The sequence below is a fragment of the Novosphingobium clariflavum genome, from assembly GCF_026420865.1.
Taxonomy (GTDB): Bacteria; Pseudomonadota; Alphaproteobacteria; order Sphingomonadales; family Sphingomonadaceae; genus Novosphingobium; species Novosphingobium clariflavum.
Genome location: NZ_JAPCWC010000003.1, coordinates 293,133 through 317,420 on the forward strand (window position 1 = coordinate 293,133; position 24,288 = coordinate 317,420).

The window sequence follows — 24,288 nt, forward strand, 5'->3', positions numbered from 1 at the left end:
TGAATCAGATCGGGCTCTCCAGCTTCTTTGTTTTCCGCATTTTTCCGAGTCACTGCGTGTTCCACTCCGTTCGAAAAACGCTCTAATCGGCGGTATCTCCGGATTTCACTAATGTGACGCGAATGGGGCGCAAGTCATGGGCTTGCGCCCTTTTTTGCGTTTGCATTCCATAAGTTTCATCAATTCGGATTACTCAGACAAAAAATCACAAACCCTGTCACAAACGCCTTGACACGTTTTTGTAATCGTAGGACGTATACGATATAAATATGACATCCGGAGAGACCGGCGTCGGGGATCAGAACAGGGGGTTTTGCATGAATTTCTCAGGTATTTTGATGCTGTCGACGGCTCTGACGTCGGTGATCGTGATCGGCGTGGCCGCACCGGCATTGGCGCAGGAAAAGGCCAAGACCGACTCCGAATTGTCGGACCAGGCCGAAGCCAAGACCGACATCGTCGTCACCGGTGTGCGCGGCGCTGTCGTCGCGGCGACGGATACGAAGAAGAAGTCCAAGCAGATCGTGGACTCGGTCGTGGCCGAAGACGCCGGCAAGCTGCCGGACAACAATGTCGTTGACGCACTGGCGCGCGTTACCGGCGTGCAGATCGATCGTGCGCGCGGACAGGGCCAAAGCCTGACGATCCGCGGTCTCGCCGAAGTCCAGACCACGGTGAACGGCAACAACACCAACCTAGGCGACGGTCGCTCCTTGAACCTCGCGGACATTCCGGCCGAACTGCTCAAGCAGGTTGACGTCTACAAGACGCGTACCGCCGATCAGGTCGAAGGCGGCATTGCCGGCACTGTGAACGTCGAACTGCGCCGCCCGTTCGATCTCAAGAAGGGGCTGACGGTCGCAGGCAGCGTTCGCGGCTCCTACGATGACATTTCGGAAAAGGTCAGCCCTTACGGCAGCCTTCTGCTGGCGGACCGTTTCGACACCGGCATCGGCGAGATCGGTTTCCTGGTGAACGCCTCGTACACCAAGACCAACTACCGCGAGAACTACATCGAGAGCGAGTCGCCCTTCGAGGTCGATCTCGCCAATGGTTCGCAGGTCGTCATTCCCTATCGCGCCTACTACGGCATCGAGCAGGGCAACGTGAAGCGGCCTTCGATCAACGCCGTGCTGCAGTGGCGGGCCAGCGACAAGCTCGATTTCGTTCTTGAGGGTGGCTACCTGGGATCGCGCGAGAAGCGTTCGGTCGAGCGCCTTTATGTGCAGGACATGCCTTTCGTGGGATCGCTGAGCAACATCGTCCTGATGCCGGATGGCCGCACGGTGAAGTCGGCGACGTACAGCAATGCGACAGGGATTCCTGCGGGTATCGACACCCAGTACAACAATTTCCACTCGAACCTGTATACGACCAACTTCGAGACGCATTTCAATTCGGGCATCATGCACCTCAATGCCAGTGCTCAGTATAACTGGTCTAATGAGGGAAATTACTTCGTTGAGACCATCATTCGTCCCGGCACGCTGACGTCGGCCAACATCGATTTCGCGTCGAATGTCTACAGCAAGGGCGCTCCCTCGATCTCGTTCAACGGCGTCGATCTTTCCGACATTTCGAAGTATGTCGTCGACCGGTTCCAGGACAACCACGGTGGTTCGAAGAACAAGGAATTCTCCGCCCAGGCTGACCTTACGCTGGACATCATGCCCGACGGCCTGCTGCGCAGCCTCCAGGTGGGTGGCCGCTTCAACCGCCGCGTGACGAGCCGCTATTACGGCTATCGTGATGGCTTCCCGCGTGTGAACGGTACCTATGCGCCGCTCAGCACGTTCCCGGGCTTCGATTCGGCGTCGCTGGTCGGGCCCGACATCGGCGGTTCTTCGACCGAATGGTATCGCATCCCGGGTTCGGTTGTGATGTCCAACATCGATGCTATCCGCGAGTATATCCAGCAGTACGATCCGGCCAACGCGACCCGTTTCTCCAGCGTCTATCCGCCGAGCGATAACGGTCAGACCTTCAATTCGACCGAACACAACTTCGCGGCCTATATTCAGGGGAACTATGCATTCGACATCGGCTCGATCCAGGTCGATGGTATTGCCGGCGTGCGGTACACGAATACATGGGGTAAATCAGTCAGCTATAATTACCGTCCCGGCGACGCAACCAATGGCTATCAGGATATCGTTCAGCTTTCGCCGGGCTTCGGGAACTACTTCGATCTCCTGCCGAGTTTCTCGTCGATCATTCACTTCAACCCCAAGACCCAATTGCGTTTGTCCTACACGACCAACGTCTCGCGTCCTGGCTTCTATGACATGCGTCCGTTCTACTATGCGGAAACCCGCGGAACATCGCCGGTCGTCTATGCGGGTAACCCGAACCTGAAGGCGCAGCGCGAGCATTCGTTCGACGCGAGCGCGGAATACTACTTCGGTCGCGGCGGTCAGATCTCGGTCGCCGGGTATTACAAGAAGGCATCAGGCTTCCTGTACTACAGCCGTGAAGAAGCCTCCGCCAGCGAACTGGCTGGCTACGGTATCGATCTGTCGCAGTATGCTTCGGGTGTCGGATACGTAGAGCAGCTGCGCAACGCGGGCGACGGCACGTTCATCGGCATGGAAGGCACGGTCCAGTCGTTCTTCGACTTCCTGCCGGGCATTCTCAAGAACTTCGGCGCCAGCCTCAATGCCAGCCACATCTTCAAGGCGCGGATCGAATATCCGTATCCTGAAGACTTCCCGGGCGCATTCGACTCGCCGAACACCTCGAAGTGGACGGCAAACGCGACGCTGTTCTACGATACGCCCCAGTTCAGCGCGCGTGTCGCCTACAACTATCGCTCGTCGTACCGCATGGGCATCTGGACAACCAATCCGGAATACTCGCCCTACCAGGGCAGCACGTCGAAGCTTGATGCGGCGATCAACTACACCCCGGTCGCGTTCATGACGCTCTCGCTCGAGGCTTCCAACATCCTCGGCAACGACGTCTATCGTTACCATGGCAGCCAGGAACTCCTGCCGCTCGGCGTCCGCACGCTGGCGCGGACGGTGCAGGGCAGCGTCCGCTTCCGCTTCTGATCGCAGCGGGGAAGGACAAGCGAAAAGGAACAGGGCTGCACCAGCGATGGTGCAGCCCTTTTCGCAAAGGCAGGAGGTCACATGCGTTCTAGGCTTTTTGCGTTCGCGGCCCTGATGGCCGGGATGCTGGTGTCCCCGGCGGCGACGGCGCGCGATGTCGAGATGCGCGTTGCCGCCACCGCCATGCCCTGGAATCCGGGGATCAATCGCAAGATGGATTTCGGGCGGCATGACGGCACGCGTCCGGCCTTGGTTGTCGGTGCATTGCTGCAACAGGGGAGCCGTGTCGATTTCAGTGCATCGGGGCAGACGACGACGGTAAAGGACGGGCTCGCATTCGGGCCCGACGGGCAGCAGGAGTTCGTAACCGATGCGGCAACCGGCAATTCGGGCACGGCCTTTCCGAGCCGCTACATCGAAGCCTCCGACTATCCGGTGCATCTCAATGCGCTGATGGGCGCGTTTATCGATGCGGATGGACGGGTGGTGGGAAAACCGTTCGTGATCGGCTCGGGGACTTCGCGGCAGGTGCCGGAAGGCGCGCAGGCGATTTCGATGGGGCTGAACGATGACATCTATTCGGACAATGCCGGGCAGATCGTCGTTCAGGTGCACATTCCCGAAGCAAACGTGACATTGGAACCGGAGGGCGGAAAATGAGATTGCTCGGAATGGGTGTCGCCCTTGCGGCGGCGGGGGCGTCGGCGGCCGTGGCGGTGCCGGCAAGTGCCCGTGACGTTGTGGTGCAGGTGGATGCACGCGCAGGGCCCTGGCTCAACAAGGCCAATCCAAAAATGCGGTACGGCAAAGGGGGCGAGGTCGCGCCGGTCGTCATCGGCGGCCTGGCGGATGTGTCCGGCGAGACGGTGGAGATATTCGCAGCGCAGGGGGCATCCACGCAAGTCGGCGGCGCCGACGTTGGCGTGGAGGGGGTTGCCGGCGCGGCTGTTGACGATATGCCGGGTGCGGGGAAGAAATATTACCCCAGCCTCTATGCTCCCAAAGTCCTCTATCCCACCAATCGCCATGCGCTTATGGCTGTCTTTGTCGATGCCGACGGCAAATTGGTGGGCCGTCCGTTCGCGGTGGGGCAGGGGGTGAGACTTGCCATTCCCGATGGCGCGGCATCGCTTTCGCTGGGGTTCAACGATGTCGAATTTGCCGGCAATGGCGGCGCCATGACGGTCACGGTGGTCGTCCCGGATTCTTGAAAGTGATTGAGCTTGCCGCTGCCCGTGTTTCGCTCATCGCTGAATGGCGTTTGCGTCACCTGGTGGTGCAAATAACGCAATTGCTGGGTGATTTGTAATATCGTATACGATATTTAGATTAACCAGAAAACTCGCAGGAACGATTCTAGATATGGCTATTGGTTGGAAGGGCGTGTTCCCGGCTGTCACGACCCAGGTACGTGAAGATCTCTCGCTTGACCTCGCTGATACCCAGCGCGTCGTCGACGACCTGATCAACGACGGCGTGACCGGCGTGATCGCGCTGGGCACCGTTGGCGAAAACAACTCGCTCGAATTCGACGAGAAGGTCCAGGTCCTCACCGCGATCGTCGAGGCCGTGAACGGCCGCGTTCCGGTCGTCACCGGCGTTTCGGAGTTCGATACCCGCCGCGCGGTGCGTTACGCCCAGGCGGCCGAGAAGATCGGCGCCGATGGCCTCATGCTGCTGCCGCCGATGGTCTATGTGCCCAAGGCACATGAACTCGTCGCGCACTTCAAGGGCGTGGCCGACCAGACCGGTCTGCCGATCATGCTCTACAACAACCCGCCGGCCTACCGTACGGTGATCGACAAGGACGTGCTGACCGCGCTGATCGATGTGAAGAACATCGTCGCGGTCAAGGAATCGGCGCCCGATACCCGCCGCTTCACCGACTTCCGCAACACCTTCGGCGATCGCTACACCCTGTTCGCGGGTCTCGACGACGTGGCTCTGGAAGGTCTCTACCTCGGCGCGCAGGGCTGGGTTTCGGGCCTCACCAACGCCTTCCCCAAGGAATCGGTCGAGCTGGTCAAGGCGTTCGAGCGCGGCGACCATGCCAAGGCCATGGAAATCTACCGCTGGTTCATGCCGCTGCTTCACCTCGATGCCGAGCATGACCTCGTGCAGTCGATCAAGCTGGCCGAGCAGGTCATGGGTCGCGGTTCGGAGCGCGTCCTGCCTCCGCGCTACGTCCTCGAAGGCGAGCGCCGCGCGGAAGTGATCGCGATGGTCGAGCGCGCCGCCGCCACCCGTCCCGACCTGACGGTCGCGGCAGCAGCATAAGGGAGCGTCGATGCGGCACACTTTCTTCTGCATCGACGGCCACACAGCCGGTAACCCCGTTCGCCTCGTGGCGGGCGGGGCTCCGCTGTTGAAGGGCGCCTCGATGTCCGAACGCCGGCAGGACTTCCTGTCGCGCTTCGACTGGATTCGCACGGGGCTCTGCTTCGAGCCGCGCGGGCATGACATGATGTCGGGCGGTTTCCTCTATCCGCCCTGCGATCCCGCCAACGACATCGGCATCCTGTTCATCGAGACCAGCGGCTGCCTGCCGATGTGCGGCCATGGCACCATCGGCATGGTCACCTTCGGGCTCGAGCATGGGCTGATCCAGCCGGCGACCCCGGGCAAGCTGCGCGTCGAGGTTCCGGCGGGCGTGATCGAGATCGCCTACGAGACGAACGGCCCCAAGGTCACTTCGGTGCGCATCACCAATGTCCCTGCCTATGTTGCCGAGCGCGGCATCACGGTGGACGTGGAAGGCATCGGTCCGCTCTCGATCGACGTGTCCTATGGCGGCAACTACTATGCCATCGTCGAGCCTCAGGGGAACTACACCGGCCTCGACGATCTCGGCGCCTCGCGCATCGTCGAGCTTTCGGGCCGCATCCGCGAAGCCGTGCGCGCGAAGTACGAGCCGGTTCACCCGCTTGATTCGACGATCCGCGGCGTCAGCCACATCCTCTGGGCGGACAAGCCCAAGCACGAGGGGGCCGATGGCCGCAACGCCGTGTTCTACGGCGACAAGGCGATCGACCGCAGCCCTTGCGGCACCGGCACTTCGGCGCGCATCGCGCATCTGCACGCCACCGGCCGCCTGAAGGTGGGGGAGCGCTTCGTGCACGAAAGCTACATCTGCAGCCGCTTCATCGGCCGCGTCGAGCAGGAAGTGACGCTGGGCGACAAGCTTGCGATCATCCCCTCGATCGAGGGTTCGGCCATCGCCACCGGCTTCAACACCATCTGGATCGACCGCGAGGACCCGTTCTGGGCCGGTTTCCAGGTGACCTGATTACGATACCCACCCGTTCGGCGGGTCTGCATTCCCTCTCCGCCGACGAATTCATGCCCCCGCCGGAACCCTCCGGCGGGGGCCTTTTTTTGTCTGCGCAGGTGACGGGCGTGGCGATCCTTCGATTGCACGGTGCCTGCAGCGGCAATGGTCGCTTCGTCCGGCCGCGGTGTGGCAACGGCGCCATGTCGCGCCCTTCGGGAATTCCAGGTGCCTTGCGTGACAACGGTTCGAGAGGCCTGTCGTGATTTGGGGGCAGGGGGCAGGGGGCAGGGGGCAGGGGGCAGGGGGCAGGGGGCGGGGGGCAGGGGGCAGGGGGCCGGGTCAGGCGATGGCGATGGGCCATACCTGCTGCGTTGAGCGGGCTGTCACGCTGTGCATGGCCCGTCAAAGTGACAAGAAAAAACCCGCCCGAACCTCGAAAGGCCGGGCGGGTTTTCCGTATCGCGGCGACGGTCCCGAGGATGGGGCGGGAGTCGTCGCCGAAAGGCAGGATCAGAAGTTGGCGGTGAAGCCGATGAAGATCGTGCGGCCGAGCGCGTCGTAGACGCCCGGGTAGGTGTTGCCGTTGCCGAACGAGGAGAGCACGCCTGCGGCCAGGGCCGGCGGATCCTTGTCGAACATGTTGTTCACGCCCGCGCGCAGGGTGAACTGCTTGTCGATCGCCTGCGAGAGCGAGAGATCGAAGTAGTTGTAGGCATCGATCTTGCGATTGATGATGCTCGGCGTGCCGGTGAGGAACGGATTGTCCGAAAGGCTCGACAGCTTGGTGCCGCCGATGTGGCGCCAGGACAGCGAGACGGTGGTGTCGCTTTCGCCCATCCAGGTCAGACGCGCGACGTGGCGCCATTCGGGGTTGGGCTGGCCGCAGGTGTAGCCGAAGTAGCCCTTGCAGTCGTACGAGCCCATGCCCGGAACCGGCTCTGCCTTCTGTTCGGCAAGCCAGGTGCCGACGACGTTGAAGTTGAGCTGGCCGGCGCCGCCGAGCGGCAGGGTGTAGTCCGCCGTGACGTCGATGCCCGAGGTCTTGAGGTAACCGGTGTTGAGCGTGGTCGAGACGATGTAGCCCGCGTTGTTGCCAAACAGGGCGCCCGAGCGGGGATCGCGCTTGAACAGGCCGCAGAAGTACGGATCGCCGGTCGATGCGCACTGGCTGATGATCAGCGAGGGGGCGATCGAGCCGATGTAGTCCTTCACCTTGATGTTGAAGTAGTCGACCGACAGCGAGAAGCGGCGCAGGGCCTTCGGCGTCAGCACGAAGCCAACCGTGTAGGTGTCTGCGGTTTCAGGCTTGAGCGCGGTGTTGCCGCCGCCGAGCGCGGAGCAGGTGTCGCTCGGGCATTCGACGATCTTGCCGTACTGCGCGGCCGTCACGCCGGTCAGTTCGCAGACTTCCAGCGAGGCGCTCGGGGTGGAGCCGGCGCAGGGATCCTGCGCGGACACGTTGCCGACCGACTGGGCACCGAACAGTTCACCGACGTTGGGCGCGCGGATCGCGTGGTTGTAGCTGGCGCGGATGCGCAGGTCGTCAACCGGCTGCCAGCTCAGTTCGGCCTTGTAGGTCCACACGTTGTAGCTGGAACCGAGGCCGGTCGAGTGCTGCTTGTTGTCGTAGGACGAGTAGCGCAGGCCGCCGTTGAGGCTCAGCGAGCGGATGAAGGGCTTGTCCTCGATCAGCGGCACTTCGATTTCGCCGTAGGCTTCGGTGACGCTGATGACACCGTCGGTATCGACCGTGCCGTTCTGCTGGGCGACTTCGTCAGCCGTGAACTTCAGCGTCTCGCGGCGGCGTTCCGCGCCCAGTGCGATGCCGACACCGTGCGTGGCCCAGGGCAGGGTCACGCCCATCTCGCCGAGGTCGCCGGTCAGCGAGCCCGAGAAGACCGACAGCGAGTTGCGCGAGGCGGTGTTGCTCTCGGTGAAGAGATAGGCGGCCTGTTCGGCCGTCACGCCGCCAGGCGTGAACACGTTGACCGGGATGCAGTTCGGGTCGGTGCCGTTGACCACCGAGCGGCAGGTCGCCACGCCGTTCACGTTGACCACGTCAAGCGCGCGGGCGGCCTTCACCTGATCCACGTCGTTCATGTAGGTCTCGTTGTACTTGACCAGCGAGTACATGTAATTGACGTCGTAGGAGAAACCGCTGCCCAGGTCGCCCTTGAGGCCGGCCGAGTAACGATAGTCGTTGTAGCGCAGGTTGTCGCGGCGCGGCGCGACGTTCATGCGGTAGGCGACCAGCGCGTCCTCGCTGGTATTGGTGCCGGCGGCACTGCCGCAGATCGCGTTGAGCTGGGCGGCGCTGGCGTAAGGATGGTTGCACGGGATCGCGAAGGCGGTGCCCAGCCAGATGGCGGAAGGCGCGACCTGCGAGAAGGTCTGGTCGTGCATGTACATGAAGCTGCCGTAGAGCTGGGCAGCCTTGCTGAAGTCGAAGTGCGCGAAACCACCGGCGGTGATACGCTCGTCCGAGCGCTGGAAGTAGTTATCCGGCGCGTAGTTGTAGGTGTAGGAATTGTCGTAGGGCACCAGGGTGCCGTCGCCATTGCGGTTGTTGACCAGCGTCTGGCCCTGGTAGGCGCTCTTGTCCGAAAGCGGCACGAAGGAGCCGTAGGGCGAGTTGCTCGAACCGCCGCAGTAGAGGCCGGTGCCGGCATCGTCGAGCTGGTTGAGCGCGCAGGACGACACGTCGCGATCCGACTGGCGAACCGGGCTGAAGTGGCGATAGCCGCCGAACACGGTGATGTTGCCGCGGCCGTCGGCGAAGTTCTTGCCCGCCGCGATGGTGATGTCCTGCTTGCCGCCGTCGACCACCGACTTGGGGGCCGGCGTGTAGCCTCGTGCGGTCAGCAGGCTGCGGATGGAGTTGTCGTCATTGGTATGCTGGGCGAAGCCGGCCTGCGCGTCGATGCGGACGCCGTCGAGGTCCTTCTTGAGCACGAAGTTGACGACGCCCGAAAGCGCGTCCGAACCGTAGACTGCCGAGGCGCCGCCCGACACGACGTCGACGCGCTCAACCAGGCTGCTGGGCACGAAGTTGAGGTTGACCGCCTGCGAGGGCATCAGGCGCTGGCCGTCAAGCAGGACCAGCACGCGGTTCGACCCGAGGTTGCGCAAGTTGATCTTGGAGGTGCCGTCCGAGCCGTTCGAGACGTTCTCGTTGGCGTCGGCGGTGAACTGCGGCAGGCGGTTCAGCACCTGCTCGACGGTGGTCGCGCCTTGGTACTTGAATTCCTCGGAGGAAACGATCGTCTGCGGGCTGTTGCTGGCAAGATCGGGGCGCTTGATGCGCGTGCCGGTGATGACGATGTCGGAGGCCGGAGCCGTGTCGTCCTGGGCGTAGGCGGCCTGTGAAGCGGCGGTGCCGACGGCGATCGCGGTCATCGCGGCCGCGCAATAAAGTGTCCTCATTCGACCCTTCATGGGTGTGAACTCCCCTTGGTTGTTGCACCGAGGTTGCGACACATTTCGCGACAAGTCAAATATAGTATACGAAATATGTTATCTGTAGCAAAAATGCCGCAATCGCCGTGCCTTGCCCGGAAATCTGCGGTTTTCAGGAGGGGGAGGCGCACGAAAAAGGGCGCTGCAAGATGGCAGCGCCCTTCCGAATCGTCTGAGTTTTAGACCGGGTCAGCTGGCTTCTGCGCCGTGGACGACAACCATCACCACGCCGCGCGCCGGGACCTGATAGCCGGCGGGCAGGGCGGCCGAGCGGGCGCCGCTCCACACGTCCTCGACACTGTCGATTGCGGCAAGGCCTGCGTCGGCGGGTGCAAGCGCAAGCGGGGCCGGGGCATCGCCGCGATTGAACAGCGCGAGCGCAACGCGGCCATCGGCAAGCGGCTTGCTCCAGACTTCCATCGTGCCGGCCTTGCGCACGGCCTTGCCCTGCACGCCGAGCGCATCCTGATCAACGGCGATGACGCGGCGGTTGGTGAGCATGGCCAGCGTTTCCGCGCTCATCTCGCGCAGGTCATGGCCCATCATCAGCGGTGCGGCAGACATCGCCCAGAGCGACATGTGGGTGCGGTATTCATCCGCGCTCATGCCGCCATTGCCGATCTCGAGCATGTCGGGGTCGTTCCAGCCGTGCGGTCCGGCCCAGGCGGGGTTGCCGTTCTTGTCGAAGCCGATCTTTGCCATCGTCGGGTAATCATCGGTGATGTCGCCGGTCGTGCGCCAGAGCTGGCCGCCGACGTCGCGGCCCCAGCTGCCGACGTCGAAGCGGCCATATTCGCACAGCGAGAACAGGATGTCGCGGCCGGTCCGCTTGCCGGCTTCCTGCAGCGCCTTGCCCATTTCATAGTAGCTGCGCTTCACGGTGTCGGCATCGGCGTAGAACCATTCGCCCGAGCACAGGTCGTACTTGAGGTAGTCGAAGCCCCAGTCGGCATAAGTATCGGCGTCCTGCTTCACATGGCCGTAGCTGCCGATGTAGCCCGCGCAGGTCTTCGGTCCCTGCGAGGAGTAGATGCCGATCTTCAGGCCCTTGGAATGGACGTAGGCGGTCAGCGCCTTCATGTCGGGGAACTTGGCATTGGGCTGGAGCACGCCCTTGGCATCGCGCTCGCCCTGCCAGCCGTCGTCGATGTTGATGTAGATGTAACCGGCATCGCGCAGGCCCGAGGAGACCATGGCGTCGGCCATGGCGCGCACGGTCTTGTCGTCGATGTGCTCGGCGAACTTGTTCCAGCTGCTCCAGCCCATCGGCGGGGTGGCGGCGAGCTTGCTGGGGATCGGCGTGCCCATCGCCGGGAGCGCGGTGAACTGGAAGGCGCGGGCCTTGGCGTCCTTCGCGGTGCCGGGGCGGCCGGTGCTGTCGACTTCGGACTCCCAGATCCGGCCCTTGAGGTGCGCATGGCCGTCCTCGATGGCGACGCTCCACGAACGGGTCGGGTGATCGCGGTCGTTGAGGTTGCGCGCCTCGAACTTCAGCACGCCGCCTTCGATATGCGGGTTCATCATCTCGACCGGGCCGTACCACTTGGTGGTCACCGAGCCGGCGATCTTGCCGCCCTTGGAGGTGATTTGCATCATCGTCACGCCGGGCGTGGGCGGGGTGTCGTCGAACAGCCAGACGCCGTCATAGGCGGTCTTGGCGAGAACCGGCGAGGTGCCGGCAAGCAGGGCGCCTGCCAGCATGGGGGCAAGGGTGGCGGCTTTGATAAGGGCGTGTTTCATCGCGATCTCCTTGGACCGTGTCGCATTCGGATAAGGGGCGGGAAGGGGGTGGGGAATGCTCTATCGAGCATTCCCCGGATAGGCTTACGAAGCGATCTTGGCTTCGAGAGCGGCTTCGCTGCGGGTGCGGCCGTAGAGGCAGTAGGCGACGAGGCCGATGACGTTCCAGGCGCCGAAGCGGACCAGCGTCGTCGAGGGGAGGCTGAACAGCAGGTAGGCGCAGCCCAGGATCGTCAGCGTGCCGACCAGATAGGGCTGCGGGCACTTGAACAGGCGCGGCAGCTGCGGCGAGCGGCGACGCAGGATCATCAGGCAGGCGCCGACCGAGATGAAGGCGATCAGCGTACCGGCATTGGCCAGCTCGGCAATCTCGTCGAGGCGGAAGATACCCGCGACGAGGGCGATCGAGATGCCGGTGATGAGGGTGATGCGGGTGGGCGCGCCGGTGCGCGGGCTGATCTTGGCAAGGCTGCGCGGCAGCAGGCCGTCACGCGCCATCACGAAGAACACGCGGCTCTGGCCGTACATCATCACGAGGATGACCGAGGGCAGCGCCAGCACGGCGGCGAGCGCGATCAGGTGCGCGGCAACCGGCTGGCCGAGCTGGCGCAGCACGAGGGCGAGCGGTTCGGGCGAGTTGGCAAGCTGCTGGAAGGGCAGGGCGCCGATCGCCGAGATGGCAACGGCCATGTAGATCGCGGTGCACACCACCATCGAACCGACGATGCCGATGGTGAGGTCGCGGCCGGGGTTCTTGGCTTCCTCGGCCGACGTGGCGACCGCGTCGAAGCCGTAGAAGGCGAAGAACACGATGGCCGCTGCCGCCATCACGCCGCGCTGCATGCCGCCGACTTCGGTGCTGGCAAAGCCATAGGGCATGAAGGGGTGCATGTTGTCGGCGTTGAAGGCCGGGGCCGCCATGAACACGAAGATCGACAGCGCGACCAGCTTGATGATGACGAGAATGATGTTCAGCGTCGCGCTTTCCCGCGTACCGGCGATCAGCATGCCCATCACCGCGAGGGCGACAAGTACCGCAGGCATGTTGATGATGCCGCCGCCATGGGGGCCGACCAGAAGGGCGTGGGGCAGGTGGATACCGGCGGATTCGATCCAGCCGACCAGATAGCCGGACCAGCCGACCGCCACTGTCGAGCAGGCCAGCGAATATTCGAGGATCAGGCTCCAGCCCACCACCCAGGCGACGGTTTCACCCATCGCCGCGTAGGAGAAAGTATAGGCGCTGCCCGCGGCCGGGATCATCGTGGCCATCTCGGCGTAGGCGAGCGCGGCGCAGGCGCAGACCGCACCGGCGACGGCAAAGGCCAGGATCACGGCGGGGCCGGCGCGCTCGGCGCCGACGCCCGTCAGTGTGTAGATGCCGGTGCCGACGATCGCGCCGACGCCAAGGGCGATCAGGTGCGGCCAGCTCAGTGTCTTGGCGAGGGAGTGTCCGGAATCGCGTTGCGACAGTTTTTCTATGGATTTACGCGGTCCGAGCATTCGGTCCCCCCGATCTGGTTCAGCCGGTCTGAGCGGCAGTGAAATGGGCACGCAAGTCGTCAAGCGTGCTGGCGATGTGTTGGGTGAGCAGGCCCTGCACCTTGGCCGCGTCTCCGGCGAGCCAGGCATCGAGCAGGTCACGGTGTTCCATGTGGGCGCGGTCGCCGCGTCCGGCCGGTTCGAGGTGCGAGAGCACATAGCGCTCGGCCAGGACTTCGAGGCGCTCGACCAGCTGGGTGGTCAGCAGGCGCTTGCCCGGGCGCACCAGGGCGACGTGGAATTCGCGGTTGCGCACGGCCACTTCGGCCAGGTTGTCCTTGGCCGCGACATCGAGGATTTCGAACGCCTTGATGGCGGCCTGCTTGTCATCCTCGTCGGCGAGGGTGCAGGCATAGGCTGCGGCGACCGGTTCGATCGAAAGGCGAAGCTGGTAGATTTCCTCGGCCTGGTCGGTCGACATCGGGCGAACGAACCACCCGCGATTGGCCTGGCTGGTGAGCAGGCCTTCATGTTCGAGCCGGGCGAGCGCCTCGCGAAGGGGGATCTTGCTGACGCCGAGTTCGGCGGCGAGCGCATCCTGCCGCACGGGCTCCATCACGGGCAGCTTCCCTTCGACGATCCTTTCGCGGATCACGTCGAAAATGCGTTCAGCAAGAGTGCGGACGACGATTGTCACCTGGAAGTCTCCGTATCATGTACCGCGGCGCCGATCATGGGCGCAGCGGGTGTAACGTATACGGTAGATGATGACTCTGGTTGCCGCAATCGAACCAAATTACATTTCCGCAATGCGACGCCAGCCATTGCCATGTGTGGCGCCCGGCTTGCAGTCGGAAAGGCGGAAACGGTGGACATGCGGTTGGAAAACCTTGCCTGGAGATCGTGCTGACTATATATGGTATACGATCTAATCGAAGCAATGCAACGGAGTTTTTGTGGCGCGTACAGCAATCGTCGGCGGCGGGGTCGTGGGGCTTTGCACGGGCATCGCGCTGCTGGACGCAGGGCATGCGGTTACCGTGGTCGACGACGATCCCGCAGGCGCGGCGGCATCGTGGGGCAATGCCGGCCATATCGCCGTCGAACAGGTGGAGCCGCTGGCCTCGATGGAAGCCGTGCGCAGCCTGCCGGGCAGACTGTTCTGGCGGGGCGGCGCGCTGGCGTTTCCGCCTTCCGCGATCGGCCGCTGGTTGCCGTTCGGACTGCGCTTGCTGGCTGCATCGCGCCCGGCGCAGTTCCGCAAGGGCTGCGCGGCGCTGCGTCCGCTGATGGAAGGGGCGATGCCGGCCTGGCGAACCATGGCCGATGCCATCGGCGCGCCGGATCTGCTGCGCGAGGATGGCCATTTCATCGTCTGGCACGGTGAACAGGCTGCGATTTCCGGGCGCAAGGCCTGGGAAAGCGCGGATACCGGGGCTGCGCGTGTCCAGGATGTCAGCGAGGCCGAGCGTGCGGTGCTGGATGGTCTGGGCGCCCAGCCGGCGGCGGGGGCGGTGCGTTTTACCGGCAGCGGCCAGATTGCCGACCTCGGCGATCTCCGCAAGGCGCTGCGCGCGGCGTTCGTGCAGCGCGGCGGGGTGATCGCCGAGCGCCACGCGGAGCTGCATGTGCAGGGCGGCAAGGCCGTGCTGCCGGGCATAGACTCCGATACGATCCTGATCTGCGCCGGCGTGCGTTCGCGCGGCCTCATGGAAGCGGCCGGTCACAAGGTGCCGATCATTGCCGAGCGCGGCTATCACGTGCGCGCGGATGCTTCAGGTTGGGCGGCGGACTTGCCTCCCGTGGTTTTCGAGGAACGCTCGATGATCGTCACGCGCTACCGCGACTGCGTGCAGGCGGCGAGCTTCGTCGAACTGGGTGATCCCGACGCGCCTGCCGATCCCCGCAAGTGGGAGCGTCTCGAACGCCATGTGCGCGAACTGGGACTGCCGATCGCGGGGCCGTTCCGGCGTTGGATGGGCTGCCGCCCGACGCTGCCGGACTACCTGCCCGCGATCGGCCGCTCGCGCCGCGTCGACAACCTGCATTATGCCTTCGGGCACCAGCATCTCGGCCTGACGCTGGCGCCGATCACGGCCCGGCTCATGGCTGCGGCGATGGCGGGCGGGGAGCCGGTGGCGGAACTGGCGCCCTTCGACATCGCGCGTTTTGGGTGAGGGGATCCGCCGGTCGGCGGCCGTTCAGGCCGCCGACTGGTCGTGTACGAAACTGCGGTTGCGGAACAGCCCGAGGGCGTCGCGCGCCGACATCGGGCGGCCGAAATAGTAGCCCTGGATCTTGCGGCAACCGAGCTGGCGGATCATTTCGACTTCCTTCTCGGTCTCCGCGCCTTCCGCCGTGGTCGACATGTCGAGGCTGTCCGCCATCGCGACGACGGCGCGGATGATCGCGAGGCTTTCGGCATTTCCGGTTGCGGCGCCCTGCACGAAGGAGCGGTCGACCTTGATGGTCGAGAAGCGCAGCTTGCGCAGGTAGCCGAGCGAGGAATAGCCGGTGCCGAAGTCGTCGAGCGCGATCTTGCAGCCCAGCGCCATGACTTGTTCCAGCGCCGAACGGGCAAGGGTGGCATCGCGCAGGAAGATGCTTTCGGTCACTTCCAGTTCGAGGCGCGATGCGGAGAGCCCGCTCTGGGTCAGGGCAGCGACGACGCTCGGCGCGAAGTTGTGGTCGAGCAGCTGTTCGCCCGAGACGTTGACCGCCACGCGCACATGCTCGGGCCAGTTCATCGCCTCGCGGCAGGCTTCCTTGAGCACCCATTCGCCGATCGGGACGATCAGGCGGGTGTCCTCGGCCAGCGGGATGAACTTTGCCGGGCTGACGAAACCGTGTTCCTTGCTGTTCCAGCGCAGCAGTGCCTCGAACGAGAGCACGCCTTCGCTATGGGCATCGACCACGGGCTGGTAATTGAGCGTGAATTCCTCGCGCTGGAGCGCCGCGCGCAGCGAGAATTCGAGCTGGCGGCGCTCTTCGGCATGGGCGTGAAGCGCGGGCTCGTAGGTGTAATGGGCGTTGCCGCCGCCGTCCTTCGAACGGTAGAGGGCAAGGTCGGCGTTGCGCATCAGCGTCTCGACCGTCTGCCCGTCGCGCGGGCCGATCGCGGAGCCGACCGAGGCCCCGACGTAAAGCGTGTGATGGTCCACGTGGTAGGGCTGCGACAGGGAGTGGATCACCCGCTGCGCCACGCGGTTCACATGTTCGAGATCCGAAGCATCGCGGATGACGATGGCGAATTCGTCGCCGCCGAGGCGGCCGCACAGTTCGCTGTCGGTCATCTGGCTCTTGAGCCGCTCGGACACGCGGGCGAGCAGCTGGTCGCCGACGAGGTGGCCGAGGGTATCGTTGACGGCCTTGAACCGGTCGAGGTCGATCATCAGGAAGGCGCAGCGGGTGCGCCACTGTTCGGCATAGACCAGCGCGTCGCCCAGGGCCTCGGTCAGCATCAGGCGGTTGGGCAGGCCGGTCAGCGTATCGTAGCGGGCGAGCCAGGCGATCTTGTCGGAATTCTCGCGCGCTTCGGTGACGTCCGAGCCGACGCCGCGGAAGCCGTCGAACTGGCCGTTGTCGCTGATCTTGGGAGTGCCCGAAAGCTCCCACCAGCGCGGTTGGCCGTCGATCGAGACGCGCACCAGCACGTTCGAGAAGCTCTCGCGGCGCTTGAGGCGTTCGGCAAGCTCATGCAGGCTGGGCGGGAACTGGCCGCTATCCCAGGCGGAACCGGCGATCAGCTGGATGAAAGGGACGCCTTCGATCTCGGAGGCATCGCGGCCCAGTGCAAAGGCGAAGCGGGGGGACACGGCGCGCACGCGGCGGGCGGTGTCGATCTGCCAGAGCCAGTCGGCCTCGCCCTCCTCGAACTCGCGCAGCAGCATCGAGACGACCTCGTCACGCTCGTGCATGCCGGCTTCGGCAACCTTGGTCGAAAGGTACTGGCGGGCGCTTTCCACGGCCCCGGCAATGATGACGCCCACGAAGGCCAAGCCGACCAGTGCCATGTCATAAGTGCCAAGGACGATGAAGTAGGCGATCGTCGAGCCGCCGACGATGCCGGTGAAGATCAGCGTGCCCAGCGGTACGCCGGGCACCAGGACCGCGCAGGCGGTCATCAGCATGGCGACGACGGTCCAGAGTTTGACCTGGACCTGCTGGTCGACGAAGGGCCCGAAAGCGCAGACCGGGATGGCCCAGATCACCGCGCGGGCAATCACTGTCACGGCATGGCTGCGAATTTCGGCGCGGGACAGGCGCCGCCGTTCGGAATCGGCGAACTGGCGCTCGTTGCGTACGCCCCACCAGAGCACGGCAAAGGCGCACGCAGCCCAGCCCGCAATGGCGAGAGGGGGAAGGTGACGCAGCAGCACCGCGATGGCGGCGATGATGGCCGCCACTTGCGTTGCCATGCGCACCGCCTTCGCGCGGGCGAGGCAGGAATACTGGAGACCGCGAAGGTGCGCCCAGTCACCCTCTGCCGGCTCGGTAAAACCGAGCACGGCAAGGACGGGCAGCTCCTTCGGGAGAGCTTGAGGTGATTGCGACCGTTTTTCCACGTAGTCGGGATAGCGGCCGAAGGGTTATTATGAGGTAAAAGGGCGCGGGGCCCGGCAGGAAACTACTCGACGGTCACGCTCTTGGCGAGGTTGCGGGGCTGATCGACGTCGGTGCCCTTCACGCAGGCGACGTGATAGGCCAGAAGCTGCACCGGCACGGCATAGACCAGCGGCGCGATCAGCGGGTGGACGCGCGGCATCTCGATCGTGGCGATGCAGCCTTCGCCCGCCTCGGCAATGCCTTCGGCGTCGGAGATCAGCACCACCTTGCCGCCGCGCGCGCGCACTTCCTGCATGTTGCTGACGGTCTTTTCGAACAGCGGGCCGGAAGGGGCGAGGACGATCACCGGCACGGCTTCGTCGATCAGCGCGATGGGGCCATGCTTCATCTCGCCCGAGGCATAACCTTCGGCGTGGATGTAGCTGATTTCCTTGAGCTTCAGCGCGCCTTCCAGGGCCAGCGGATAGTCCGGCCCGCGCCCGAGATAGAGCACGTCGCGGGCAGGGGCGATAAGATGCGCCATTGCCGCGATCTCTTCGTCGAAGGCGAGTGCGGCGTTGAGGCTGGCCGGGGTCTGCAGCAGGTGCTGGACAACCTCGTTCTCTTCCTCTCGGTCCATGCGCCCGCGCTTGACGGCAAGATGCGCGGCCAATGCGGCGAGTACTGCCAGCTGGCAGGTGAAGGCCTTGGTGGAAGCGACGCCGATTTCGGGACCCGCGTGGGTCGGCAGCAGCAGGTCCGCCTCGCGCGCCATCGTGCTGGTGGGCACGTTGACGACGACGGCGATGGTCTGCCCGGCGGCCTTGCAGTGCTTGAGCGCGGCCAGCGTGTCCGCGGTCTCGCCCGATTGCGAGATGAACAGGGCAAGACCGCCCGGCTCCAGCACCGGATCGCGGTAGCGGAATTCGGACGCAACATCGATGTCGACCGGCAGGCGGGCGAACGTCTCGATCCAGTATTTCGCGACCATGCCCGCGTAGAAGCTGGTGCCGCAGGCGACGATGGTGATGCGCTTGATCGCCGAAAGGTCGAAATCGATCTGCGGCAGGGCGACCGACTGGTCCACCTGGTGGATGTAGCTGCGCAGGGTCTGCGCCACCACGGTCGGCTGCTCGAAGATCTCCTTCTGCATGAAGTGGCGGTAATTGCCCTTCTCGATGGCGACCGCCGAGGCGCCGGAGGAGACGATCTCGCGTTCCACCGGGTTGTTGTCGGCATCGAAGATCCGTGCGCCCTGGCGGGTGATGACCACCCAGTCGCCTTCCTCGAGGTAGGAAATGCGCTGCGTCAGCGGCGCGAGGGCCAGCGCGTCCGAGCCGAGATAGGTCTCGCCCTCGCCGTAGCCCACGACCAGCGGCGAGCCGAGGCGGGCGCCGATCAGGAGGTCGGGGTGCTGGCGGAAAGCAATGGCAAGCGCGAAAGCGCCGCGAAGCTGGGGAAGCACGACCTTCACCGCCTCTTCCGGCGAAAGGCCGGCCTCGACCTGTTCGGACACGAGATGGGCGACCACTTCGGTGTCGGTCTGGCTCTCGAACGTGCGGCCGCGCGATTCGAGGGCTTCGCGAAGCGGGCGGAAGTTCTCGATGATGCCGTTGTGGACGAGCGCGAGGTGCTCGGTCGCATGGGGGTGGGCGTTGGCGGCGGTGGGCGCGCCGTGGGTGGCCCAGCGGGTATGGGCGATGCCGATCAGGCCCGGCGCGGGATCGCGGGCCAGTTCGTTGACAAGGTTGATCAGCTTGCCCTGCGCACGGCGACGGACCAGCTGGCCGTTCTCGACCGTGCAGACGCCGGCGCTGTCATAGCCGCGATATTCCATGCGCCGAAGGCCGTCGACGAGCCGATCCGCGACCTGTTCCTTGCCGACGATGCCGATGATTCCACACATGCGCTTGAAGTACCTTGTTCGAGACGAGACTGCCTTGCCCTTACGCCGATAATCGTTGGCGTTTGGTGGCGCCACCATGAAGGCTTGGTAATGTGTGCAAAGCCGCGGGAATTTTGATCGGGAGGCAGGGCCTCAATCGTCTCCGTCGATCATCCCCGCAAGGCCGCCCAGCGCACCGAGGCCGAGCAGGGTGCTTTCGCCGCGATTCTGGCCGCCATAGGGCATCGCCGCCGCCATCATCCGCCCGGCCAGGCGCGAGAACGGCAGCGACTGGATCCAGACTTTGCCAGGTCCGCGAAGGCGGGCGAAGAACACGCCTTCGCCGCCGAAGATCATCGACTTGACCGAGCCTGCGCGGATCACGTCGAAATCGATGCCCGAGGTGAAGGCGGCGACGCAGCCGGTGTCGATATGCAGTTCCTCACCCGGCTCCAGCGTGCGTTCGATCACGGTGCCGCCCATCTGCACGAAGACCCAGCCGTCGCCGTCGAGCCGCTGCATGACGAAGCCCTCGCCGCCGAACAGGCCGGTCATGATCTTCTGCTGGAAGTGGATGCCGATCGACACCCCGCGCGCGGCGCAGAGGAAGGCGTCCTTCTGGCAGATCAGGCGGCCGCCGATCTGGTCCAGCTTGATCGGCACGATCGAGCCGGGAATCGGCGCCGCGAACGCGACTCGGGCCTTGCCGCGACCTTCGTGCGTGAAGACGGTGGTGAACAGGCTCTCCCCGGTCACGAGTCGCTTGCCGGCGCCGAGCAGCTTGCCCATGAAGCCGCTGCCCTGCTGTTCCGACCCGTCGCCGAACACCGTGGACATCGTGATCGGGGCGTCCTTCCACACCATCGCGCCTGCTTCGGCGACCGCGCTTTCGCCGGGATCCAGTTCGATTTCAACGAATTGGAGCTCCTGCCCCTTGATCTCGAAGTCGACATCGTCGGCCACGGAGGCGCTACGGCTGTGGCTCCAGGGGCTGGTGGGCATGAAAAACTCCGAATGTTGAAATAAGGTTTGCCGTGATCTGGGTGCGGCGAAACATCTTGTCAAACCGCACTCGTCGGATACTTTAGGAACTTCGACGAAGACCATTCGATGAAACAGCCCGGCACAGACTGGCGCACGAAGGTCCGATCGGGAGAGGACTGTGCCGATGAACTTCATGATGAAGTCGGTTTCGTTGCTGGTTTCCGTCGCCGCTCTGGCGATTCCGGGTCTTGCAACCGCCGGCGAAGCTACGCCGATTGCGCTGATCAGCAGCGCTGCCCACGCCGAATACGTCGGCATGGTCAGCCGTGGTTTCGACATGATCCGGGCGGGCAAGCCCGGCAAGGCGGTGAAGCTGTTCGATTCGGTGATTTCCGCCAATGAGCAGGGGCTGACGGGCGATGCGCGTCCGCGTCTGTGCCTGTCGGAAAAGGCAGCCGGTCATGCAGCGCCAGGCAATGCGGTGATGGTGAGCGGCGCGGTGTGTGACGCGCATTTCGGCAAGGGATTTGCGCTGGTCGATCTTGGTCGGGGCGATCTGGCCGAGGCGGAACTGCGCCGTGCCACCGAACTGGCGCCGGACAATGCGCATTATGCCAACGAATATGCCGAGCTTTTCAAGTCTCGCCGCCAGTTCCAGGAAAGCTACGACCTGTTCGCGCGCGCCTGGTCGGTGGTGGACAAGGATACCAAGGGGCCGGATGCCGGGATCGCTGCCCGCGCGCTGCGCGGCATGGGTTTCAACCTGATCGAGCTTGGCCGCCTGGACGAGGCGAAGACGATGTTCTCGCAGTCGCTTGCCTATGATGCGGGCAATGCTGCGGCAAAAACCGAGCTGGACTTCATCGCCCAGCGTCAGGCCATCGGCTCCTGAACTCAAGGGCGGAGGGCGGCGCAAGCCGCCCTCCGCCGTCTTGTACCAAGCTGCCGTGATGCGGAGGCATCAGCAGCCTGGAACGCTCAGGCGCCGCGCAGGGCTTAACCAACTTGCGATGAGCCAGGCTCACCGCAAGTTGGTATTTACTTGGCTTCGGCGGCCTTTTCGGCCTTTTTCTTCTTCATCGCGTCGTGGAAGCGGTCGGCCCAGCCGGGCTTGACCAGCTGTTCGCCGCGCACGAGGCGAAGCTCGCCGTCACCCACGTCGCGCGTCACCGTGCTGCCCGCGGCGACGATGGCGTCGGCGCCGATCTTCACCGGTGCGACCAGCGCGCTGTTGGAGCCGATGAAGGCACCTTCGCCGATGACGGTGCGGTACTTGAAGTAGCCGTCATAGTTGCAGGTGATCGTGCCCGCGCCGAGGTTGGCCCGGGCGCCGACCGTGGCATCGCCGACGTACGTGAGGTGGTTGGCCTTGGCACCTTCGCCCAGTTCCGCGTTCTTGATCTCGACGAAGTTGCCGACCTTGGAACCCTTGCGCAGCAGCGCGCCGGGGCGCAGGCGGGCATAAGGGCCGACACTCACGCCGGTTTCGATCGTGGCGCCTTCGAGGTGCGAGAAGGCGTGGATGGTCACTCCGTCCGCGACCGAAACGCCGGGGCCGAAGACCACGTTGGGCTCAACGGTGACGTCGCGGCCAAGCTGCGTGTCCCAGGCGAAGAACACGGTTTCGGGCGCGATCAGCGAGACGCCATCGGCCATGGCCTGCGCGCGGCGGCGGGCCTGCCAGCGGCCTTCCGCCTCGGCCAGTTCGCCGCGGCTGTTGATGCCGCCCACTTCGTGCGGATCCTGGGTGACGATCACGGCGCAGGTGCGACCGTCCAGCGTCGCCACGTTGACGATGTCGACAAGGTAATATTCCCCTTGCGCATTGTCGTTGCCGACGCGGGATAGCAGGCCGAACAGGTCGGCCGACTTCACCGCCATCAGGCCCGAATTGCACAGGCGGCAGGCGCGCTGTTCCTCGGTGGCGTCCTTGTATTCGACCATCATGGCGATGCGCCCATCGTCATGGGCCAGCACGCGGCCATATTGCAGCGGGTCTTCCGGCTCGAAGCCCAGCACCACCACGGCCGGTGCGTCGGGGGCATGGAGCCGGTCGATCATCGCGCGCATCGTCGCGGTGCTGACGAAAGGCACGTCGCCGTAGAGAATCAGCACATCGCCCGAAAAGCCGGCGAGCGCGGCTTCGGCCTGCTGCACCGCATGGCCGGTGCCCAGTTGCGGCTCCTGCACGGCGATGACCGCGCGGCTGCCGAGGGCCTTTTCAAGCTGTTCGCGGCCATGCCCGGCCACCACCACCTGCCGCTGCGGGGCAAGCGCGGCGGCGCTTTGCAGCAGATGTTCCAGCATCGGCCGACCGGCGATGGGATGAAGGACCTTGTGCAGGTCGCTCTTCATGCGGGTGCCCTTGCCGGCGGCGAGGACGACGATTGCGAGCGGATTGGAATTTTCGACCATGTTCATCACTTGCCAGCAAATTGTTGCGGTTTCTACTTCGGGGAGGCACTGAAGAGGGGATGACGCAGTTCCCTTTCGACGTAGTCGGCTTCGATCTTGACGGCACCCTTCTCGATACGCTCGGCGATCTCGCCGTGGCGCTCAATCATGCGCTTGCGCTCGAGGGGCGGCCAGCCATCGCCGTGGACGCGGTGCGCGATCTTGTCGGCGGCGGTGCGAAAAAGATGCTCGCCAAGGGCCTCGAAGTCACCGGCGGCGGGGTTTCGGACGAGCGGCTGGGCGAACTCCATGCCGCGCTGCTCGATTTCTATGCGGACAATATCGCCAACACCACGCAGTTCTATCCCGGCGGCGAGGCGATGCTCGACGGGCTGGCCGCGCGCGGCGTGAAAGTGGCGGTGGTCACCAACAAGCTGGAGCGGCTGGCGGTGGAGATCTTCGCCGAACTGGGCCTGACCGACCGCTTCTTCACCGTGATCGGCGGCGATACCCTCGGCCCCGGCCGCGCCAAGCCCAAGCCGGACCTGATCGAACTGATGCTGGAGCGCGCTGGAGGGGGCGAGCGACCGATCCGGGCGGCTTTCGTCGGCGATACCACCTACGATACCGGCGCTGCCGCCGCTGCGGGAATCCCGTGCGTTGCGGTCAGTTTCGGTTTCAATGACCGGGCTCCGCAAGACCTCGGCGCGACGGCGGTGATCGACCATTTCGACGAACTCATCCCGGTGCTGGAACGGCTCTGACCCGTCAGGCTTCCATGTTGTCGAAGACGTAGCCGAACGAGCGCACGGTCCGGGGGAGATGCGGCACCTGCATCGTGCGCAGCTTGCGGCGCAGGCGGCTGACCCACGAATCGACGGTGCGCTCGTCACAAACCTCGACGCTCTTGCCCAGCACGCCGATCAGTTCGCCGCGGGTGAAGACCCGGTTGGGATTGCGCGCGAAGTGGTTGAGCAGGCGCTGTTCGTTCGATTGCAGCGGCACCACCAGGCCCTTGTAGCGCGTCAGGTGCGAATCGGGCTGGATCACCAGTTCGCCGATCTGGATTGCCGGCACTTCCTTGCGCGCGGCCGAAACCGGCTGGTAGATGCGCAGGCGCTGCACCAGCGCCTTGGGCGAAAGCGGGCCGATCAGGTAGTCGTCCGCGCCCGCTTCCAGCGCGCGCGCCTGTGCGCGCGGGTCCGGTTCGGGCAGCACCATGGTGATGTGGAGCGGGTGATCGTTGATACGATCGCGCAGCAGCCCGCAAAGCTGCAATCCCGACATTTCGGGCAGCAGCCAGTCGACGAAGACCCAGGTCGGCCCTCGCAGCGCACGTGCGCACAGATCGCTTGCGTCGGCCACTTCCGCCTCGAAGGTGAGGAAGTTGTCGCGGATGGCGCCGACGTGGGTGAGGTCGCCCGAAGTCAGCACGATGTCGCCGGATTTGATCATTGCATCCTGCAATTCGATGGAAATGA

The 24,288-nt window shown here is 64.6% G+C and carries 17 protein-coding genes; 8 read left to right on the plus strand and 9 right to left on the minus strand.

Annotated features, from left to right (window positions below):
• Positions 1-338: 338 nt before the first annotated feature.
• The 5 genes from OKA11_RS05745 (at position 339) to OKA11_RS05765 (ending at position 6,336) form a co-directional block, all read left to right on the plus strand.
• Positions 339-3,050 carry a TonB-dependent receptor gene (locus tag OKA11_RS05745; RefSeq protein ID WP_267219254.1) on the plus strand — a complete coding sequence of 904 codons (2,712 nt, stop codon included), beginning with the start codon at positions 339-341 and terminating at the stop codon, positions 3,048-3,050.
• A 114-nt stretch (positions 3,051-3,164) separates the two neighbouring features.
• Complete coding sequence (locus OKA11_RS05750) at positions 3,165-3,710, plus strand: hypothetical protein (protein WP_267219255.1); 546 nt, start codon at positions 3,165-3,167, stop codon at positions 3,708-3,710.
• Positions 3,707-4,261: a hypothetical protein gene (locus OKA11_RS05755; RefSeq protein WP_267219256.1), complete on the plus strand. Its 555-nt coding sequence runs from the start codon at positions 3,707-3,709 to the stop codon at positions 4,259-4,261. The genes OKA11_RS05750 and OKA11_RS05755 overlap by 4 nt, the downstream gene beginning before the upstream one ends.
• 151 nt (positions 4,262-4,412) lie before the next feature.
• Complete coding sequence (locus OKA11_RS05760; protein ID WP_267219257.1) at positions 4,413-5,327, plus strand: dihydrodipicolinate synthase family protein; 915 nt, start codon at positions 4,413-4,415, stop codon at positions 5,325-5,327.
• A gap of 10 nt (positions 5,328-5,337) precedes the next feature.
• Entirely contained in the window at positions 5,338-6,336 is a 999-nt protein-coding gene (locus OKA11_RS05765; protein ID WP_267219258.1) for a 4-hydroxyproline epimerase, read from the plus strand.
• A gap of 495 nt (positions 6,337-6,831) precedes the next feature.
• Here the strand turns inward: OKA11_RS05765 and OKA11_RS05770 are convergent, their stop codons facing one another.
• The 4 genes from OKA11_RS05770 to OKA11_RS05785 form a co-directional block, all read right to left on the minus strand.
• A complete protein-coding gene (locus OKA11_RS05770) occupies positions 6,832-9,744 on the minus strand; it encodes a TonB-dependent receptor (protein WP_267219259.1) in 2,913 nt (970 codons plus the stop codon).
• Between the two features lie 222 nt (positions 9,745-9,966).
• Entirely contained in the window at positions 9,967-11,517 is a 1,551-nt protein-coding gene (locus OKA11_RS05775) for a glycoside hydrolase family 27 protein (protein ID WP_267219260.1), read from the minus strand.
• An 84-nt stretch (positions 11,518-11,601) separates the two neighbouring features.
• Positions 11,602-13,020, minus strand: a complete 1,419-nt coding sequence (locus OKA11_RS05780) for an amino acid permease (RefSeq protein ID WP_267219261.1) — start codon at positions 13,018-13,020, stop codon at positions 11,602-11,604.
• A 19-nt stretch (positions 13,021-13,039) separates the two neighbouring features.
• Positions 13,040-13,696: a GntR family transcriptional regulator gene (locus OKA11_RS05785; protein ID WP_267219262.1), complete on the minus strand. Its 657-nt coding sequence runs from the start codon at positions 13,694-13,696 to the stop codon at positions 13,040-13,042.
• 259 nt (positions 13,697-13,955) lie between these two features.
• On the opposite strand from OKA11_RS05785, the gene OKA11_RS05790 reads away from it, so the two are divergent.
• Positions 13,956-15,176, plus strand: a complete 1,221-nt coding sequence (locus OKA11_RS05790) for an NAD(P)/FAD-dependent oxidoreductase (protein ID WP_267219264.1) — start codon at positions 13,956-13,958, stop codon at positions 15,174-15,176.
• A gap of 24 nt (positions 15,177-15,200) precedes the next feature.
• On the opposite strand, the gene OKA11_RS05795 is transcribed toward OKA11_RS05790, so the two are convergent.
• The 3 genes from OKA11_RS05795 to OKA11_RS05805 all read right to left on the minus strand — a co-directional run bounded on the left by OKA11_RS05795 (position 15,201) and on the right by OKA11_RS05805 (position 20,431).
• Positions 15,201-17,564, minus strand: a complete 2,364-nt coding sequence (locus OKA11_RS05795) for a putative bifunctional diguanylate cyclase/phosphodiesterase (protein WP_379489417.1) — start codon at positions 17,562-17,564, stop codon at positions 15,201-15,203.
• A gap of 62 nt (positions 17,565-17,626) precedes the next feature.
• Entirely contained in the window at positions 17,627-19,450 is a 1,824-nt protein-coding gene (gene glmS, locus OKA11_RS05800) for a glutamine--fructose-6-phosphate transaminase (isomerizing) (RefSeq protein WP_267219266.1), read from the minus strand.
• Between the two features lie 132 nt (positions 19,451-19,582).
• Positions 19,583-20,431: an AIM24 family protein gene (locus tag OKA11_RS05805; protein WP_267219268.1), complete on the minus strand. Its 849-nt coding sequence runs from the start codon at positions 20,429-20,431 to the stop codon at positions 19,583-19,585.
• A 166-nt stretch (positions 20,432-20,597) separates the two neighbouring features.
• Between OKA11_RS05805 and OKA11_RS05810 the strand changes: the two genes are divergently transcribed.
• Positions 20,598-21,305: a diguanylate cyclase gene (locus OKA11_RS05810; RefSeq protein ID WP_267219269.1), complete on the plus strand. Its 708-nt coding sequence runs from the start codon at positions 20,598-20,600 to the stop codon at positions 21,303-21,305.
• A gap of 146 nt (positions 21,306-21,451) precedes the next feature.
• On the opposite strand, the gene glmU is transcribed toward OKA11_RS05810, so the two are convergent.
• Positions 21,452-22,828: a bifunctional UDP-N-acetylglucosamine diphosphorylase/glucosamine-1-phosphate N-acetyltransferase GlmU gene (gene glmU / locus OKA11_RS05815; protein ID WP_267219270.1), complete on the minus strand. Its 1,377-nt coding sequence runs from the start codon at positions 22,826-22,828 to the stop codon at positions 21,452-21,454.
• A gap of 59 nt (positions 22,829-22,887) precedes the next feature.
• On the opposite strand from glmU, the gene OKA11_RS05820 reads away from it, so the two are divergent.
• Complete coding sequence (locus OKA11_RS05820; RefSeq protein WP_267219271.1) at positions 22,888-23,571, plus strand: HAD hydrolase-like protein; 684 nt, start codon at positions 22,888-22,890, stop codon at positions 23,569-23,571.
• Positions 23,572-23,575: 4 nt separating this feature from the next.
• Here OKA11_RS05820 and OKA11_RS05825 read toward each other — a convergent pair whose 3' ends face one another.
• On the minus strand, positions 23,576-24,262 hold the full coding sequence (locus tag OKA11_RS05825) for a response regulator transcription factor (protein ID WP_267219272.1): 687 nt from the start codon (positions 24,260-24,262) through the stop codon (positions 23,576-23,578).
• Between the last annotated feature and the right edge of the window lie 26 nt (positions 24,263-24,288).

What these genes read in the sequence shown, in the direction of transcription:
- OKA11_RS05765 (WP_267219258.1), top strand. Translation starts at nt 5,338, where the DNA reads ATGCGGCACACTTTCTTCTGCATCGACGGCCACACAGCCGGTAACCCC.
- OKA11_RS05825 (WP_267219272.1), bottom strand. Translation starts at nt 24,262, where the DNA reads ATGATCAAATCCGGCGACATCGTGCTGACTTCGGGCGACCTCACCCAC.
- OKA11_RS05780 (WP_267219261.1), bottom strand. Translation starts at nt 13,020, where the DNA reads ATGCTCGGACCGCGTAAATCCATAGAAAAACTGTCGCAACGCGATTCC.
- OKA11_RS05755 (WP_267219256.1), top strand. Translation starts at nt 3,707, where the DNA reads ATGAGATTGCTCGGAATGGGTGTCGCCCTTGCGGCGGCGGGGGCGTCG.
- OKA11_RS05750 (WP_267219255.1), top strand. Translation starts at nt 3,165, where the DNA reads ATGGCCGGGATGCTGGTGTCCCCGGCGGCGACGGCGCGCGATGTCGAG.
- OKA11_RS05745 (WP_267219254.1), top strand. Translation starts at nt 339, where the DNA reads ATGCTGTCGACGGCTCTGACGTCGGTGATCGTGATCGGCGTGGCCGCA.
- OKA11_RS05820 (WP_267219271.1), top strand. Translation starts at nt 22,888, where the DNA reads ATGACGCAGTTCCCTTTCGACGTAGTCGGCTTCGATCTTGACGGCACC.
- OKA11_RS05760 (WP_267219257.1), top strand. Translation starts at nt 4,413, where the DNA reads ATGGCTATTGGTTGGAAGGGCGTGTTCCCGGCTGTCACGACCCAGGTA.
- OKA11_RS05810 (WP_267219269.1), top strand. Translation starts at nt 20,598, where the DNA reads ATGAACTTCATGATGAAGTCGGTTTCGTTGCTGGTTTCCGTCGCCGCT.
- OKA11_RS05805 (WP_267219268.1), bottom strand. Translation starts at nt 20,431, where the DNA reads ATGCCCACCAGCCCCTGGAGCCACAGCCGTAGCGCCTCCGTGGCCGAC.
- glmS (WP_267219266.1), bottom strand. Translation starts at nt 19,450, where the DNA reads ATGTGTGGAATCATCGGCATCGTCGGCAAGGAACAGGTCGCGGATCGG.
- glmU (WP_267219270.1), bottom strand. Translation starts at nt 22,828, where the DNA reads ATGGTCGAAAATTCCAATCCGCTCGCAATCGTCGTCCTCGCCGCCGGC.
- OKA11_RS05775 (WP_267219260.1), bottom strand. Translation starts at nt 11,517, where the DNA reads ATGAAACACGCCCTTATCAAAGCCGCCACCCTTGCCCCCATGCTGGCA.
- OKA11_RS05770 (WP_267219259.1), bottom strand. Translation starts at nt 9,744, where the DNA reads ATGAGGACACTTTATTGCGCGGCCGCGATGACCGCGATCGCCGTCGGC.